We start from the raw sequence: 16,820 nt of genomic DNA on the forward strand, positions 1-16,820 counted from the left end.
GGTCACCGGAGCACGGCAGGCCCGCATAACGACCTGCGCGTTTTCCCTGATGGGCTGCGCGGACGTGACGCTACCGCCAATTTCCGGTCGCCGCCTATCGGCCCGACCTGGGGGGAGGCACTCATGCGGGGGAAGCCCATGTCGTTGGCCTTCGGCTCGGCGCTGCTCACTCTCGCCATCATGCAGATCGGAGTCCTCAGACCGCGTCGGCTGGCGCGGATCACTTCAGGACGATGACGCTCCAGTCGTGCCAGGTGCCGACGGCTGTGAGCGCCAAGTCGAAGCCCGGCGCGAAGTGCTGGTACAGATGCAGCTCCCACCACAAGCTCAAGTGCTGCAGGGATAGCAAGGGTCACGTCAGGTGCCCGCAAGTCGGCAAATGTTAGGAGCTGCCCAAAAGGGGCGGCGGATGTGAGGGCCAGGGGGCGAGCCACGTGCCGCCCCCTTGGACACACCACTAGAAAATGATCGCTGCCCTTGGCTTTGAGATGCGCGAGAGCAGCAATGGCCTCGATCGACTTGCCCAGGCCCATCTCGTCACCAAGGATCACGCGACGCTGGGCGAGGGCGAAGTGGGCGCCGAAAGCCTGGTAGCCGCGACGGGAGACCCTACGGTGGGTGTCATCGAGCGCTTGAGCGTTGACCTTCCCGGCCAGATCGTCGGGGAGCAGACCCTGAGGCGAATCGACGGGTTCTCCAGCCAACTCGGTGAGCAGGATGTAGTACTCGGGGGAGCGGAACTCGAAGTCCGTCCACGCCTTGAACTCCGACACCGGCGGGCGTAGCAGGTCAGTGGTGACCTGGGTGAGCAGGAGCTGAGTATCGCGGACGCCCTCCAGCAGCCCAGCGATCGTCGTCAGTGCCTTGTGGGCGATCTGACCCAAGCAGCGCGTGAGCTAGAGCTTGTTCCGCCACCCTGTGCCGGCGCTACGGCGATGGCACCCTGCCGTCAGGGCTTGCCCGCGGTCGCGACGTTGCTCGGTTGCGGGAAGGCGAGGCCGTCGTCGTCCAGCGCCGTCGCCAGGTCGGCGGCCACCTCGGCCACGATCGCCTCCAGCACCGCCTCGCCCTGATCCGCCAACGGTCCGAGCATTGACGGCGCGCCCGCCACCGCCGCGTGCACGAATGCCTCGGCTGAGGGGAAGCGGCTCATGTGCGCCTCGGAGCGGATGCGGATGTCGCGGAATCCCGCGTCCGACAGCAGAGCGCGTAGCCGGCGTGCGTCGCCGAGTGAGAAGGGCGGAAGTACCGCCGCTTCGGCTCCGACCCGCCGTGCCAGCGCCTCCTCCAGCGCGCGCCAGCCGGGGGTGTCACGCGTGGAGCGCCAGACGCTGAAGAGGGCCCGCCCGCCCGGCGCCAGCACGCGGTGGGCCTCCGCGAGTGCGGCGGGCCTGTCCGGGAAGAATTGCAGTCCCTGCTGGCATAGGACCACGTCGAAGGCGCCGTCGGGGAAGGGCAGGGCGGCCGCGTCGCCCTCCCGCCACTCGATCGGCAGGTCGGCCGCGGCGTCGCGGGCCGCCGCCAGCATGCTCGGATTGACGTCGAGCCCGACGATCAGATCGGTGCCATCGGTGCGTGCCACCGCTCGCGTGACGATCCCGGTGCCGCAGGCCAGGTCGAGGACCCGCTCGCCGGGCCGGACGGCCGCCAGCGCGACGAGCTCGGGCGTCCAGGGGGTGAAGACCGCAAGGACGATCAGCCGCTCGTAGACATCTCCCGCGCTGCCTGCCTCGCCAGCGTACTGCCGCGATGTCATAGTTTGTCTCTCACCCGCTAACGACTTTTATGTCTAGGCGCCCGGAGCTCCCGCCACTCACAGCTACTTCACCTCTGGTGACGGCGACCCGAGCGCCCGACCAACTCGAGCGGCCTGGGGGAGCGGGCACATCCGCACAACGGCGGACCGGATTCCGCGTGGCACGTCTGCCCCCGTGCGACCGCGCCCGGACTGGTCGGTGACCGGGAACCGGCAGACGGCGAAGCCGTGTCGATCCCCGGTCCCGGTCTTGCCGGCGGCTACTTGGCCAGGAAGCCGAGCAGCTCGGAGTTGACCTCGTCGGCGTGCGTCCAGGCGATGTTGTGCGGACCGCCTTCGATCGTGACGAAGGTCAGGTCTTTGATCAGCTTGGGCAGTCGGGCGGCGGTCGCCTCGTAGGGGAGGATCCGATCGGCGTTGCCGTGGATGAGCAGCGTGGGAACGTCGAACTTGGGCAGGTCACCACGGAAGTCGGTGAGCCAGGCGTCGACGCAGGCATGTGCGGCGTACGGGGAGGCGCCGATGGCGACGGCGAAGCTGTTCTGCCAGGCCTGCTCGCTGATCCGAGTGCCGCCCAGGACGTCGACGTTGTAGAAGTTGTCGAGGAAGTTCTTGAGGTAGGCAGGCCGGTCCTGCACGACCGCGGCCTTGATGCCCTCGAAGACGGACCCGTCGACGCCTTCCGGGTTGTCGTCGGTCTTGAGCAGGAACGGCGGGATTGCAGCCATCAGCACGGCCTTCGAGACGCGCGACGAGCCGTAGGTGCCGAGGTAGCGGGTGACCTCGCCACTGCCCATAGAGAAGCCCACGAGTACCACGTCGGTCAGGTCGAGGTGTGTCAGGAGTTTGTCGAGGTCGGCCGCGAAGGTGTCGTAGTCGTAGCCGACGGTCGGCTGGCTGGACTTGCCGAAGCCGCGACGGTCGTAGGTGATGACCCGGTAGCCCGCGGCGAGGAGCACCCGCTCCTGCTTCTCCCACGACGCGCCGTTGAGCGGGTAGCCGTGAATCAGCACGACGGGCTGGCCCGAACCGTGGTCCTCGTAGTGAATCTCGATCGCGGCGCTGTTCTCTTGCCCCACGTTGATGAACGGCACGATGTCTCCCCTAGAAGTCGTAGAACGATCGTTTTCCACGACGCGGCAGCACGCCGCGTCGATTCATCACGGAAACGCCAGCAACGTGACCCATCGGTCCGGCAGGAGCGCCCGTCGCTAAAAACCTACCAGACAGAAAGGTTTCATCCATGGCCGCCCGCTGCGAGGAGGTCGGCGACCATCGAGCGGGCCAGCGTGATGGACGCTGTGGATCGTGCGGTCTTCACCCCCGCGACCCCGCCGTCGTAGACCACCTGCACCCGCTCGACCAGCGCGGCGCCGTCGCCACCCCGGGCGGACAGCGCCTCGGCCCAACGGGCCCGGACCCAGACCCGGTGCGTCTCCACGGCCTCGGCCACGGGATGGCGGGGGTCGGGGAACTCGGTCAAGGCGTTCAGGTACAGGCAGCCGCGGAAGTTGCGCCGCTGTGCCGCGACACAGGCCAGGTCGAAGGACAGCAGCACCCGGCCCGGCCCAGAGGGCACACCGGTCGCGGCGGCCCGGTAGGCGGCCCGGTCGAATGAGTCCTGCCGTTCGAGATAGGCCACGACAAGGGCCTCCTTGGACCCGAACGCCTGGTACAGGCTCGACTTGGCGACGCCGGCCTCGGCGATGATCTGGTCGATCCCCACGGCGCGGATGCCCTGGAGGGCGAACAGTCGGCTCGCGGTCTCCAGCAGACGTTCGGCCGGGCGTGCGGGTGAGAGGGCGGACACCCTGGAAGTCTACGTGCCTCTGCGCCATGCCGTACCATGCATAAGACCGACCTGTCTGTACGATGCCGGACCTCTGGAGACGTCATGGCGCTGTACCTCATCGAACTGGCCACGCGGACCTCGGCCCGGTCCCGGATCGAGGCCGCCGTCGTCGAGGTCGGACTTCAGGCGGCCGCTTCGGGCGGCGAGCTGATCGAGTCACGGGTGGCCGCCGACCTGTCGCGCGTCGAACCGATCGCCGAGGCGGCCGGCCTCGGCCCCTTCAGAGTGACTGATAACACACGAACGTTCGTCTGCTGGTGTTCTTCAGCTCGAACAGGCTGTGTGTCATGAGTCCTCGCAACTCGCAGGAAGGCCCGGCTGCGGCGCGCCGGCACATCCTCGATCGCGGGGTGGCCGTCGCTTTAGTGAAAGGGCTGCGGGCGCTGTCGATCAGGCGTCTGGCGGCTGACATGGATATGAGCGAGGCCGATCTGATCGGGCCTTTCGAGAGCAAGGAGACGCTGCAGCTGTCCATCCTGGAACGAGTAGGGGAGCTGATCGTCGAGATCGTGCTGGAGCCGACGGCGGCGGCGCCTCCGGGCCGTGCGCGGCTTCGGGCTCTGACCGAGGGCTGGATCCGCTACATCTCCGGAGAACCGGAACGCTGCCCGGGTGGTTGCCTGTTCAGCATGGCGACCTTCGAGTACGACGCGCTCGCCGGTCCTGTCCGCGACGCGGTCGTCGACGGAATGATGCAATGGCGCGCCTACCTGGTCGAAGCGACACGTGAAGCGGCAGACGTGGGCGAGTTGCCGGACGGTGCCGACCCCGATCAGCTGGCGTTCGAGCTGATGGGCCTGTTCACCGGTTTCAACATGTCGGTGCACCTGTTCCACGATCCCGACGCTGTCGCGCGGCTGTGGCAGGGCGTGGGGAGACTGCTCGGGACGTGAGCACCTTGCCGACTCCGCGACGGGGCCGGTGCCATCAAATGATCTGTATGTATTCTTCGGCGCCGAGGAGGAACCGTGGCCGACCGACGCGACCACTGGTCATGCGCCGACTTTCGATTCTTCCCTCACTCCATCCGTCTCCGATACGCCCTCATCGTGGGGATAGTGCTGCTGGTCGTGCTCACGGTCATCGGCATCTTCGTTGACGGCTGGATCCGCTCCACGATCGACAACGACGTCTTCCACGACACGCGCCGGGCCGCCTTCTCCTGGGCCGACGCGATGCGCCCCGGGCACATACCGCCGACCGAGTCGGTGCGGCACGTCGACTACCTCCAGCTCGTCGACGACCAGGGACGGGTGACGGCGGCCAACCCGGCGGCGGCGGGCAAGCCACCGTTGAGCACGGTCCGCCCGCCCGCCGACGACCGGCTCCTCGACCTCTCCGTGCACCCGTCCTGGAGCGACAGTCGCATCCTCGTCACGGTCTTCCGGCTCAGTCCGCAGGCGTCCTCCACGGTGTGGAGCGGCCGGCCACATTTCGTCTACGCCGGTGTCGCGCAACCCTCCGGCCTGGGGGACCACCTTGTGGAAGTCGGCATCGGAGCCGCGATCCTCCTCGGCTCCGCCGCTGGGGCCTGGGCCACCTGGCTGCTGGTGGGCCGGACCCTGCGCCCGGTGCGGGCGATCAGCGACAAGATGGGCGAGGCCACGGCCAGGGACCTGAGCCTGCGGGTCCCGACACCGCCCGGCAACGACGAGATCGCCCATCTCGCGCGCAATTCGAACAGGTACCTCGAACGGTTGGAGGAGGCAGTGTCCTACCAGCGGCGTTTCGCCTCGACGGCCTCGCACGAGCTCCGGTCGCCGGTCGCCGCCCTGCACACCCAGCTGGATGAGGCCCTGCTCTACCCCCAGGAGGTGGATCCGCGTGAGACGATCGAGACGGCCCTGCACACCACGGAACGCTTCCAGGCGATCCTCGACGATCTGTTGGCTTACACCAGGATCATCGAGACCCGCGTGTCCGCCGGCGAGCCGCTCAACCTGCCGGCCCTGCTCCAGGAGGAGATCAGCTCACTGTCCTTCGGCAGGCCGATCCTTCTCAAGGCGACGTGCCGCCCCACCGTTCTCGGAGCCCGGGTGCAACTGGCCGGCGTACTGCGCAACCTGTTGACGAACGCGCAGCGGCACGCGCACTCCCGCGTCGAAGTCACCGTGGCGTGCGCCGGCGAGCAGGCCGTCGTGACCGTTCAGGACGACGGTGACGGCATCGCGCCGGAGGACCGGGAACGGGTCTTCGAACCGTTCGTCCGCCTGGCAGAGGGGCGGCGCCTGGATCCCGGCGGTGGCGGGCTCGGCCTGGCCCTCTGCCATGAGATGGTCAACGCCCACCACGGGTCTCTCACGATCGAGGACTCCCCGAAGGGAGCGCGGTTCGTGCTCCGGCTCCCGCTGCTGGACCGGCCTCGGGAGCCTGTCCAGCCATAGCCTGTCGATCTCCGCAGCGTTCGGTCCGCCAAACGCGCGAGCTGAGCGCCGACCTCGTTCGGACGGCCTCCGCAGCCGGAACGCGATTCTCGACGCCGCCGCAAGGCTGGCCACGGTCGCGGGACTCTACAGCCTGATCGGGTTGGTTCGCGACCAGGCTGCCGCCCGTACTGTCGTGACCGAATCCCGGTTGGCTTCGGCTGACCTCCGCTCCTAGGGTGGGTGACCATGGTCAACGGAACCGTGGAACCGGGTTTCGAGCAGGTAAGGGACGTTTTCGCCGATGTCCTGAAGCGACAGGCTGGAGGAGCGGGGGCGGCGGTTGCCGCCCAGTTGGACGGCCGATGGATCGTCGACCTGTGGGGCGGCCCCGGCTGGTCACGCGACAGCATCGTCATGCCGTACTCCGTAACCAAACCGTTCGCAGCGGTCTGTGTGTTGCTCCTCGTGGATCGGGGCGTGCTGGAGTTGGACGCCCCGATGCGGCGCTACTGGCCCGAGTTCGCTGTGCCGGCGACCGTACGACATGTCCTGTCGCACCAGGCGGGCGTGGTGGCACTGGACCAGTTGGTACCCACCGAGACCTTCTACGACTGGGACCGGATATGCGTGCTTCTTGCCGCGCAGGAGCCGTCGTGGGAGCCGGGCACCGCGCACGGCGAGTCGGCATTGTTTTACGGGCACCTGGTCGGCGAACTGGTCCGGCGCACCGACGGGCGGACGCTCGGCCGCTTTCTCGCTGAGGAGGTCTGCGGCCCTCACGAGCTGGACTTTCACATCGGCCTCGGCCCAGCTGAACAGGCACGGGCGATCGAGCTGACTGGCTTGACCTCGGCCTACCGGGCTGCCGCGCTGGACGGCAAACCCGACCTCTACCACCGGGCGATCGGCAATCCGCCCGGTGCCCAGGACCCGGCTGTGGTCAACTCCGCCGCCTGGCGGGCCGCCGAGATCCCCGCTATCAACGGCCACGGCACCGCCCGGGCAGCCGCCGGGTTCTACGCCGCATTGCCGCGGCTGCTGTCAGCCGACCTGCTCGCCGAGGCCACCACCGCCCAATGCTCGGGGATGGACGCGGTCTTCGGGGCACAGGCGACCTGGGGGCTGGGCTTCGGCATCTACGGTGACGACTACGGTATGGGCGGCCTGGGCGGCAACTATGCCGGCGCCGCCGACGGCTACACTTTCGCCTTCCTCACCGGCCATGTCGGCGATTTCGATCGCGCCACTGACCTGGAGAACGCTCTGCGCGCCGTTCTCGGGCTCGGCCCGATCCCCGAGTAGACCGGGCGTGGCGGCGGAAGACGGAACCTGCGATCGGGCCTGGCGGCCCTAGGGTCTCGGTCCACCAGCTAGGGACCGGATGACAAAGGCTGGTCATCGGACGGCGTGCTTTACAGCAACCTACACCGGCGTGGCTGACCGGCCGCTGCCGGTGACCGAGTCCGCCGCCGCGCGGCAGCTGTCGCTGCCGTGCTACCCGGGCATGACCACTTCCTTCGGCCGGGAGGCCGTCCTGGAAGCGCGCCAGCTCAGGGCCTAATGAATGGCTGTCGACGAGCCACCGAGAGGTGTAGTGGTCGAGAACCGTGCAGGCGGCATCGAAGTAGATCAGGACGACAGGCCGGCTGACTTCGACCCGATGGTGATCCCGGTGATAGGCCTCGTTTCGGTAGTCGATGCCTGAACCGGATACGGCGCGGGGCCCCGGTATGAGCCGGGACCCCGCGTTTCCACGTCACCCGATCATGGAAATGACCCGTTGTCCCGTTTATCCCCCCATCGGGGCGAGCAGTTTCTGCATCCGGTCGATCTCGATGCGCTGGTCGGCGTCGACATGGCCGGCGAACTGGTCGATTTCCGGTTCCTGGCCTCCCTTGTCGGCATAGAGCTGCTCCACCATCTGCAGCGCGCCCATGTGGTGCTGAATCATGTACCGGTAAAACAGCCGGTCGAATGTCGCGCCCTTGGCGTTCTGCAGTTCGGCCATCTGCTCCTCGGTGAGCATTCCCGGCATCAGATCGCCGCTCTGATGGTCGTGGCCGGAATCCACGCTGGGCACCTGCTGGAGCCGCGCCCGAAGCCAGCGCACCATCAGCCCGATCTCATCCTGCTGCGAGACCTCGATCCGCTTGGCGAGCCGCGGGAGGTCCTTGCTCGCGCTACGGCCCGCGACCAGACCGGTCATCCGCAACGCCTGGGAGTGGTGTCGGATCATGCCTTGCATGAATCGCACGTCGGCGTCGGTGTACTCGCGTCCGTCGGAGCGCGGCACCTCGTCGGCGGGAAGTACCTTGCTGGTCTGTCCTGGCGCTCCCGGCTGAACGACGGTCGCTTTCGGGCCTTCGGCCGTACACGCGGTGAGCGTGGCAGCGATCAGCAGAGGCGGAAGGAACCGCTGGAACAGTTTCGATGACTTCATGGTCTGCGCTTGCTTCCGAACGTGCTGGGGGCCGGGCTAAACCGGAGGATGTGACACCTATAGCACATTTACCGAAAATTCAGTTACTGTCTCCCCAGCATCGCGTAGATCTTGCCGGATTGGCTGGACATAAGACATCCAGTGGTTAAGTCACGCGGCGCGTAGTCATGCCAGAAAGACCCAGAAAAGGAGGGTGCGACCGATGCATATCGGCCGTACGGCACATTGGGGACGTGCTTGGTTACGCAAACTCAGTGTCATCGCCGCGGGAACGGTCCTGGTGGGACTCATGCCCGCGACGGCGATGGCCGATGACGCCGATCCACGAATCGGGCTGGGCGCCGGGTGGCTCGATGCCCAGCAGGCCGCCAGCGGGCTGGAGCTCCTGGCCCACCAGGATCGGCCCGAGGGCTTCTACCAGCCCTCCAACCCGGGCAACCTGTCGTACGCCAACTCCGACATGGCGTTCAGCGGCAAGTACGCGTTCGTGGGCAACTTCAACGGCTTCAACATCTACGACATCTCCGCACCCTCGAACCCGGTCCTGACCACGTCCGTGGTGTGCCCCGGCGGCCAAGGCGATATGTCCGTGTACGGCAACCTCCTTTTCATGTCGGTGGAGGAGACCCGAGGACGGCTGGACTGCGGCACCCAGGGCGCGAGTGGCACGGTCAACCCGGACCGCTTCCGCGGCGTCCGCGTCTTCGACGTGAGCGACATCACCAAGCCGGTCCAGGTGGCCGCCGTGCAGACCTGCCGCGGGTCTCACACGCACACTCTCGTCACCAGCAAGGACGACCCGGAGAACGTCTACGTCTACGTCTCCGGCACGGCCGGTGTCCGCTCGGGCGCCGAACTGGCCGGCTGCGCGAACACGGCGGCGACCGACCCGAACACGTCCCTGTGGCGGATCGACATCATCCGGGTGCCGCTGGCCGCCCCGCAGAACGCCTCGATCGTGAACCAGCCCCGGCTGTTCGCGGACCCGGAGACCGGGGCGCTCGACGGCCTGCAGAACAACCCGGCCACTCCTCAGCACCCGTCCGGCTCGAACTGGTCGCCCCGGCCGGTCACCAACCACTGCCACGACATCACCGCGTACTCCGAGATCGGCCTGGCTGCGGCCGCCTGCGCGGGTAACGGGCTCCTGCTGGACATCTCCGACCCGGCCAATCCCGTCCGGCTCGACGAGGTCTCGGACCCGAACTTCGCGTACTGGCACTCGGCCACGCTGAACAACGACGGGACGAAGGTCATCTTCACCGACGAGTGGGGCGGCGGCACCGGGGCGCGTTGCCGGACCACCGACGAGCCTTCGTGGGGCGCGGACGCGATCTACGACATCGTGGACGGCAAGCTCAAGTTCGCCAGCTACTACAAGCTCCCGGTCGCGCAGACGACGCAGGAGAACTGTGTGGCGCACAACGGCTCGCTCATCCCCGTACCCGGACGGGACATCATGGTCCAGGCCTGGTACCAGGGCGGCGTCTCGGCGTTCGACTTCACCGACTCCGCACACCCGCGCGAGATCGCGTTCTTCGACCGCGGCCCGATCAACGCGAGTTCCCTGGTCACCGGCGGCTTCTGGTCCGCGTACTACTACAACGGCCATATCTACGGCAGCGAGATCGCCCGCGGGTTCGACGCGTTCGCGCTGACCCCGAGCGAGCACCTGGACCAGGCGGAGATCGACGCCGCCGCGACGGTCGGCTTCGACAGGTTCAACGCGCAGCACCAGCCCAAGCTGAGCTGGCCGGCGAGCTTCGAACTCGTGCGGGCCTACTACGCGCAGGCACTGCGCACCGGCACCCTGAAAGCCAATACGGCCGCGAACGTTCGCAAGTTCGTCGACCGGGCGGAGCGGTTCACCGACGGGCCGCAGAAGAAGGCCGCCGTGGCGCAGCTTCGCGCCGTCTCCCACCAGCTCGACACCTCCGTCAGCGCGCAAGCCACGCTGGCGAAGTCGCTGAACGACCTCGCCGACGCGCTCGACCGTACGGCATAGCGGACGAGAGGGGGCGCCCCGCCCGGCGCGTCCCCTCAACTCCGTCGTGCGATCAGTCGCCGGCGGTTCAGCGTCGGCGATGGCGACGACTGGCAGTGATGATGTGGATGAGCGCCTCTCGGCGGGGTTTGACCCAACGACTGACAGTGAGGTCGGGAGACGGCGCTCTCGGTGATGTCCCGTCGGGCCTGCTCTTGATCTGAGTGACTATTTGAGTGACAACGGCCACGGACGCCCGCAGGGTGGTACGGACGTCCGTGGACTGTTGGCTGAGGTCAGGGCCCCTTGCCCAACAGGTCGGCAATCTCGCCAATCTGCTTCACACCGAAGAGGTCACTGGTTCGATCCCAGTGTCGCCCACCAGGTTGTCGCAGTTCAGAGGCCGGATCCCATGTGTGGGAGTCCGGCCTTTTGATCGTCTGACCCCGATCTGACCCTCGGATCGACCGTCACTCGCCAGTATCCAAGATCGGATGCTGTGGCTTTTTTGTTGTGTCACCGTGATCGAGCTCTCTGACGGCGGTCGCCAACTCGTGGCCGGCTTCATCATCAGCGCCGCGCGCCTGGAGCGCGGCCGGAGTAGTGGCTACGACGCTCAGCCGTAGGGGTCGGCGTCGCTCATCGCTGTTTGGCGGCTCTGCAGCGACTTTCTCATGCTGCGACGATTTCGGCGGGCTCTCAAGCAGAACTTGCCCTGACTCTCACGCCAGGGTGTCTTGTCTCGGGTAGGCGCTGCCCGGGACACAAGGCCCTATCCAAATCGGGCATTGGGGGATGAATCGGGCATTTGTATGCCGTCCTTTATTTCCGTGCGGCACAAAGAATTGTTCACGCCAAGGGCTGTCGCATAGCGATTGAAGCCTGTGGAGCCTCGAGTCAATGGATGCGTTTAGTGATTGACCAGGTGCAGGCCGACACTGTATTGGATGCTGAAAACTCAAACTATGATCAACATCACTCTCGCCACACGTGTGCGCAGGGGTGTGTCCCGGACTCGGATGATCTTACTTACCCTTTATTTCTAAAGGCCCTGAACGGCTGGTTAACCTGACGCTTACCTAGTGCCGTCGAGTAAGCGTCGATGCTGCAGGTTGTGACGTTGATCGTTTGTTCACTTAGGCGTGCTTGAACCGTTATGTCCCTAATTGCTTGACTTTGCCCGGTCATGAAGAACATGCCCAGGGCGGGGAAACGATGGTGTGGGGCGATATGCGCCGTCATGTCAGAACGCGGCAATGGCGAGGGATTGGCCGCAGGGCATTCGTCGCCATGGTGCCAACGGTGCTAGTGGATCCACTTCTCGTGTTGAGCGGGGCTACGCAGGCCGCTGAGGTGAATACGACGTCTAAGTCTGCTGCTGTTGCCTTCCGGCAGGACGCGGTGTCTGCGTCGATGGCGGCGCGCACGCAGAAGGCGCGCGTTGAGGTGACCGACGAACGCACCGAAACCACGACCGTGTGGGCGAATCCGAACAGGTCGTTCACACGGGAGCAGTCGTTCGCGCCGATCCGTGCTCGGGCGGTGCTCGGCATCCCCTGGAGCGCGGTTGGTGCCGCGACCATCTCGCCGATCACTGTATGGGCGCCTGGCCAGGGTGGCATCCCGGCGGACGGTGTCGCGTTCGGGGCGGTGGTCCAGTGAGGCGTCGCAGTAGGGCAGAGGTAGAGACAGCACGGACGATGGGGAGCAAGAGCGTGCCTGGAGCCAGGTGGCAGCGCGGGAAATGGCGTGGTGGGTTCGTTTCTGCCACGGCCGGGATGGTGTTTGCGGCGGGGCTGGTGGGCTACCCGGCGCACGGCCCGGTGACGGCGTCGCCTGCGGCAGCGGTCGAGGCTGACCCGGCTGCGCCTGCGTACTCGGAGAATGACGCCCAGAGCGCGGCAACCTCCACTGGCAAGCGGGTGGAGGCGTTGAATCTGCGCACGGATCGCAGTGAGACGTATGCGCAGCCGGATGGAACTTTCACCACGGTTGAGCATGTGCAGCCGGTGCGGACGTGGCAGGGCGGCAAGTGGGAGGATCTGGACACCACACTGGTCCGGCGTCCCGACGGGACGTGGTCGCCCAAGGCGGCGACAGTGGGATTGTTCATATCCGGCGGTGGTGATAGCCCGTTCGTGACCATGCGCCAGGCGGGGAAGACGATGTCGGTGGGCTGGCCCGGGTCGCTTCCGCAGCCGCACGTTCAGGGGAACACGGCAACGTTCAGCAATGTGCTTCCGGACGTCGACCTGGTGGTCCGGGCTGACGTTGACGGCTACTCGCACCTGCTGGTCGTCAAGTCCGCCGAGGCTGCTGCGAACCCGGATCTCGCTCGGATCGAGTTGCCGGTCGAGACCGGCGGAGTGCGTCTGGAGGAGCAGCCCGGGGGCGGGATCGCCGCGGTGGAGTCGGGCGCGGGAGGCCCGGTGTTCGAGGCTCCCGAGCCGATCATGTGGGACAGCAGCACCGCGGCGGCACCGGCCGGTGTGATGTCGAGGGCGACTTCGGCGGGTGTGAGCGGGGAGTCCGAGCCGGGGGATCTGCGGGAAGGTCCTGGCGATGACTCCCAGGTGGCTCCCGTCGGACTGGAGGTGCGCGACGACGCGTTCGTACTGACGCCGGATGCTCAACTGCTGGCTTCGGCGACCTATCCGCTCTACATCGACCCGGTGGCCAAGACCTACACCCGGTCCGGCTGGGCGATGGTCTCGTCGTATCACTCGAGGCAGGAGCACTGGAAGTTCTCCGATGACGAGGGCGTGGGTCGGTGCCCGGCCGATGTCTCGTCGTTGTGCGCGAGCAGCAACGATGTGAAGCGGCAGTTTTATGCGGTGCCGACTTCGTCCCTCGCAGGCAAGGACATCATCTCGGCAGAGTTCGCCATCACGCTGACCAGCGCCTACAACGGCACGGCCCGCTCGGTGGCGCTGTCCCGAGTGAACAGCACCGGCTCAAGTGCGATCAGCTCCTCGACCAACTGGTCCAACCAGCCCTCCTCCAAGGCGGCCGTCGACACCGCGTCGACCTCGGCGCGGGCGGGATCGTGCACCTCGACCAACCAGAACCTGCGGTTCAACGCCAAGTCGGCGGTGCAGCAGGCGGCCGACTCGGGCTGGGCGACCACGACCTTCCGGCTGGCCGCGGGCGATGAGTCGGGCTACGCCTACTGGAACCGGTTCTGCGGCAACGGCCAGCTGGAGGTCACCTACAACCGGCCGCCGCTGGCGCCGTCGCAGTCCACGATGTCCATCAGCCCCGGTGGAGCGTGCGTGCACGGCGCGTCCCGTCCGTACACCGACTCCCTGCCGATGATGTACGCGACGATCCAGGACTACGACCACAACGACAACCCCGGTCAGACTGAGACGCTGAAGGCTCAGTTCGAGGTCTCCTGGACGCCGAGCGGTGGCAGCACGGTCACCAAGACGTTCACCACCGGCACTGCGACGACCTCCAGCGTCAGCAGTTCCAACACCCAGACCGGGCAGCACATGTTCTCGGCGAAGGTCGGCACCTCTGGTACGGTCTCCGCGCCGAGCACCTACACCATCCCCGAGAACGTCGTGGTCTCCTGGCGGGCGCGGGGCAATGATGGCACGGCCTGGGGAGATTGGTCCCCAGTGAAATGCGAGTTCATGTACGGCCACACCACGCCGGCCCCGCCGGAGGTGACGTCGTCGCAGTACCCGGACGACGACCAGTGGCACCCGGGCGTGGGTGACGAGGGCAGCTTCACCTTCACTTCAGCCTCCTCGGACGTGGTCGCCTACCGATACTTCTTCGATGGTGAGCCTCAGCTCACGGTGAATGCGGGCACTGGCGCCGGCAAGCCGGCGACGATCCGCTGGACGCCCATGTGGGAGGGCCCGCACGATTTGACGGTGTTTGCGGTGGACGCAGCGGGCAAGAGCCAGAAGAACCCAAACGGCTACCCGTTCCTGGTGGGCGCGGGCCGGCTGCCGGCGGCCGTGTGGAAGCTGGACGACGCTGCGGGCGCGCCGCAGGCTGCGGGACGCCCGGGTGATCCTGTGCTGACGGCGGGTTCCGGCGCGATCTTCGGCGTCGACCAGCAGGGTGACCAGAAGAGCCGGGTCGCTGTGAAGCTCGACGGCACCGACGGCGGCTACCTGTCCACCAGCGGACCGGTGGTGGCCACGGACAAGTCGTTCGCGGTCGCGGCGTGGGTCTACCTGCCGTCGTTGCCGAGCCAGGACATGACGGTGGTGAGCCAGGATGGCACGGGTGGCGCGGGTTTCAGCCTCGGCTACGACGGCGCTACCCAGAAGTGGGTCTTCCGTACGCCGGTGACGCCGCTGGACTCGATGGGTGACTGGAGGGTCGTGGACAGCACGCCGGCGGTAGCCGGGATCTGGACCCACCTGGTCGGTGAGTACGACGCGGTGAAGCAGCAGCTGCTGCTGTACAAGCAGGGCGTTCCCGCGGCGGCTCCGGTGTCGCGCCCCACCCCGTGGAACGCGGACGGCGGCCTGCAGATCGGCCGGGAGCTGGCGATGTCCGGCTACACCAATGCGTTCACCGGCTCGGTGTCCGAGGTCCAGGTCTACGACCGGATGGTGTCGGAGGAGGAACTGGCCGCGGCACAGGGCAGTCCGCCGGAGTTGGTGTCCTACTGGCCGCTGGAGGACGTGCTCAACGGTGTGTCCCCGGAGGCCTCCGGCCAAGCCGGTCTGGCCCTCGGCAGCGGCGCGTCGATCTACCACGTGGACGCCTCCTGCGAACCGGAGCTGGATCCCGAATGTGCTGCTCCTGAGTCGGCCCTGACCGGTGACGGACACCTGTTGCTTGACGGCACCCCTGAGTCCTACGCCTCACGCGATGCCGGACTCCTGGCCCGTCGGGGCAGCTTCGCCATCGCGGCGCAGGCCCGGATGGGTTCGGCGCTCCCGAGAGGTGACGAGACGGTGATGTCGCTGGCCGGCCCGAACGCCACCGCCGTGGTGGTTCGGTACTCCGCTGCCCATGGCAAGTGGCAGCTGGTGGTCACTGATCAGGACGCCGCGACGCCCCAGGAAACCTCGGCTGACGACAGTGCGGGGTCACCGCAGACCACGGGCCGGGGTGACCACCTGACACTCGCCTTCGACGCGGTGACCGGCGTGGTGAGCCTGTACGTCAACGGGCAGTTCGGGGGTTCGCAGGTTGTGTGGCCGAACACCTGGGATTTCTCCACCGTCAGTGTTCAGGTCGGGCGCAGGCTGACCGGCTCAGTCGGCAGCGAGTTCTTCTCCGGAGCGCTGGACGAGGTCCGGGTCTACCAGGGCGTGGTCGATGCCCGGCGAGCCGTGGAGATCTACGCGGCCTCCAGCAGCGCCTGATCGCGCACCAGAGGGGCGGGCACGGCAGCCCGCCCCTCCTAATGGCCTCCTCGAGCTTGGCTTCGGCGCGCTGCCAGGCCTTATCGGCTTCGCGCTGGGTTGAGTAGGACGCAGACGTTCAGCTGCGTAAGGCTGCCCCCCGGGACGGTTCGCATTTGCCCGCCGGCCAGGTCGGCCTCGGTGGGGGGTGAGGAAGAGGTCGGTGACGTCGTCTTGGCCTGTCGTGGCGTTAGCGGAGTAGGCAATCGGATGCGGTGCTGTTGCGGCGTTCGTCGCGTTCTCGACGGATGTCGTGGACATTGCGCCGCACCCGGCCGCGACGAGGCCCAACAATCCAACGGATGAGGGTATCCAACGACTCATTTTCAGCGCTCCGTTCTGCAGGGCTTTTGCATGCAGAGACCTGAGGCAAGAACGCACGTTGTTTCAGCTGTGACTCCGCAATATTGATGTTTCTCAAGCGCTTCTTTGGGTGATCTCGGTGCTCCAAGGTGGTCTGTGGGTTTTTGTGCGCCGACCTATGCGATGGCATCGCCCGGCATGAAAGCGCAGCTGAATTGCAGGTTTTAGAACAGCTGCGACATGGGTGGGTCTTCTCCGGCGAGCCAACGCTGGACGCGCGAAGTCGCATCACATCCGCACGCATGAACCGGGTTCCGGGTCTTGGGGACTAGCCACCTGGTGACTGGCGATTCACTTGAGACGTAGGGGCTAGTTCAATGGGCGATAAACTGGCCGCAGTGTGTCATTTCTGCTTAGCCGGTCAACGCGTTGTCCGATACGCGCGTCATGAGTCTCTCTGGCCGTTAAATTAAGAACGCCGGATCGCGGGCAACGATCCGGCGTTCTCGTACCGAAGGTGATTTCCCTCAGTCGTAAACAGGGCGTTTACGTCGACCACTTTACCTGCCTATGCGCCGGTATGTTGGTTGTCTGGTTGATCCCTTCGGTTTCCTTCAATCCGAAAGGGTCAACGAGTGAGACTGGGCAAGGCGGCGATCGTCTCGATCGCGACACCGATCACGGCTGTGGCCGCGTGGCCGGAGTACCCGTGGGTGACTATCGGCATTGCGGCCGCGGCGG

14 protein-coding genes are annotated in these 16,820 nt (G+C 66.7%); 9 read left to right on the forward strand and 5 right to left on the reverse strand.

The features are described from left to right. Positions 1-2 precede the first annotated feature (2 nt). The gene (locus Pth03_RS41855; protein WP_239119684.1) at positions 3-533 is read right to left on the reverse strand and encodes a hypothetical protein; all 531 of its coding nucleotides are present in this window, start codon (positions 531-533) and stop codon (positions 3-5) included. Here Pth03_RS41855 and Pth03_RS37625 point away from each other — a divergent pair. Beyond that, a complete protein-coding gene (locus tag Pth03_RS37625) occupies positions 465-785 on the forward strand; it encodes a hypothetical protein (RefSeq protein WP_203949276.1) in 321 nt (106 codons plus the stop codon). The two genes, Pth03_RS41855 and Pth03_RS37625, sit on opposite strands and share 69 nt — an antisense overlap. Before the next feature lie 164 nt (positions 786-949). Here the strand turns inward: Pth03_RS37625 and Pth03_RS37630 are convergent, their stop codons facing one another. The 3 genes from Pth03_RS37630 to Pth03_RS37640 form a co-directional block, all read right to left on the reverse strand. Next, positions 950-1,756: a class I SAM-dependent methyltransferase gene (locus tag Pth03_RS37630; protein WP_203949277.1), complete on the reverse strand. Its 807-nt coding sequence runs from the start codon at positions 1,754-1,756 to the stop codon at positions 950-952. A 260-nt stretch (positions 1,757-2,016) separates the two neighbouring features. Beyond that, positions 2,017-2,850, reverse strand: coding sequence for an alpha/beta fold hydrolase (locus Pth03_RS37635; RefSeq protein WP_203949278.1), 834 nt, complete (start codon positions 2,848-2,850; stop codon positions 2,017-2,019). Positions 2,851-2,993: 143 nt separating this feature from the next. Then, positions 2,994-3,566 carry a TetR/AcrR family transcriptional regulator gene (locus Pth03_RS37640; RefSeq protein ID WP_203949279.1) on the reverse strand — a complete coding sequence of 191 codons (573 nt, stop codon included), beginning with the start codon at positions 3,564-3,566 and terminating at the stop codon, positions 2,994-2,996. A gap of 84 nt (positions 3,567-3,650) precedes the next feature. On the opposite strand from Pth03_RS37640, the gene Pth03_RS37645 reads away from it, so the two are divergent. From Pth03_RS37645 to Pth03_RS41860, 5 genes are all read left to right on the forward strand, one after another. Further along, positions 3,651-3,899 carry a hypothetical protein gene (locus Pth03_RS37645; RefSeq protein ID WP_203949280.1) on the forward strand — a complete coding sequence of 83 codons (249 nt, stop codon included), beginning with the start codon at positions 3,651-3,653 and terminating at the stop codon, positions 3,897-3,899. Continuing rightward, positions 3,896-4,501 carry a TetR/AcrR family transcriptional regulator gene (locus Pth03_RS37650; RefSeq protein ID WP_203949281.1) on the forward strand — a complete coding sequence of 202 codons (606 nt, stop codon included), beginning with the start codon at positions 3,896-3,898 and terminating at the stop codon, positions 4,499-4,501. The genes Pth03_RS37645 and Pth03_RS37650 overlap by 4 nt, the downstream gene beginning before the upstream one ends. Positions 4,502-4,657: 156 nt before the next feature. Continuing rightward, positions 4,658-5,992, forward strand: coding sequence for a sensor histidine kinase (locus Pth03_RS37655; RefSeq protein WP_203949282.1), 1,335 nt, complete (start codon positions 4,658-4,660; stop codon positions 5,990-5,992). Positions 5,993-6,220: 228 nt separating this feature from the next. Beyond that, positions 6,221-7,276, forward strand: a complete 1,056-nt coding sequence (locus Pth03_RS37660; RefSeq protein WP_203949283.1) for a serine hydrolase domain-containing protein — start codon at positions 6,221-6,223, stop codon at positions 7,274-7,276. A gap of 130 nt (positions 7,277-7,406) precedes the next feature. Then, complete coding sequence (locus Pth03_RS41860; RefSeq protein ID WP_239119682.1) at positions 7,407-7,535, forward strand: DegT/DnrJ/EryC1/StrS family aminotransferase; 129 nt, start codon at positions 7,407-7,409, stop codon at positions 7,533-7,535. Positions 7,536-7,763: 228 nt separating this feature from the next. Here the strand turns inward: Pth03_RS41860 and Pth03_RS37665 are convergent, their stop codons facing one another. Beyond that, the gene (locus tag Pth03_RS37665) at positions 7,764-8,414 is read right to left on the reverse strand and encodes a DUF305 domain-containing protein (RefSeq protein ID WP_203949284.1); all 651 of its coding nucleotides are present in this window, start codon (positions 8,412-8,414) and stop codon (positions 7,764-7,766) included. Between the two features lie 289 nt (positions 8,415-8,703). On the opposite strand from Pth03_RS37665, the gene Pth03_RS37670 reads away from it, so the two are divergent. The 3 genes from Pth03_RS37670 (at position 8,704) to Pth03_RS37680 (ending at position 15,737) form a co-directional block, all read left to right on the forward strand. Next, positions 8,704-10,419, forward strand: coding sequence for an LVIVD repeat-containing protein (locus Pth03_RS37670; RefSeq protein ID WP_203949285.1), 1,716 nt, complete (start codon positions 8,704-8,706; stop codon positions 10,417-10,419). 1,392 nt (positions 10,420-11,811) lie between these two features. After that, entirely contained in the window at positions 11,812-12,060 is a 249-nt protein-coding gene (locus Pth03_RS37675; protein ID WP_203949286.1) for a hypothetical protein, read from the forward strand. A gap of 338 nt (positions 12,061-12,398) precedes the next feature. After that, positions 12,399-15,737 (forward strand): laminin G domain-containing protein, encoded by a 3,339-nt coding sequence (locus Pth03_RS37680; protein ID WP_203949287.1) that lies wholly within the window; start codon positions 12,399-12,401, stop codon positions 15,735-15,737. Positions 15,738-16,820: the final 1,083 nt, after the last annotated feature.

The organism is Planotetraspora thailandica, from assembly GCF_016863335.1.
GTDB lineage: Bacteria > Actinomycetota > Actinomycetes > Streptosporangiales > Streptosporangiaceae > Planotetraspora > Planotetraspora thailandica.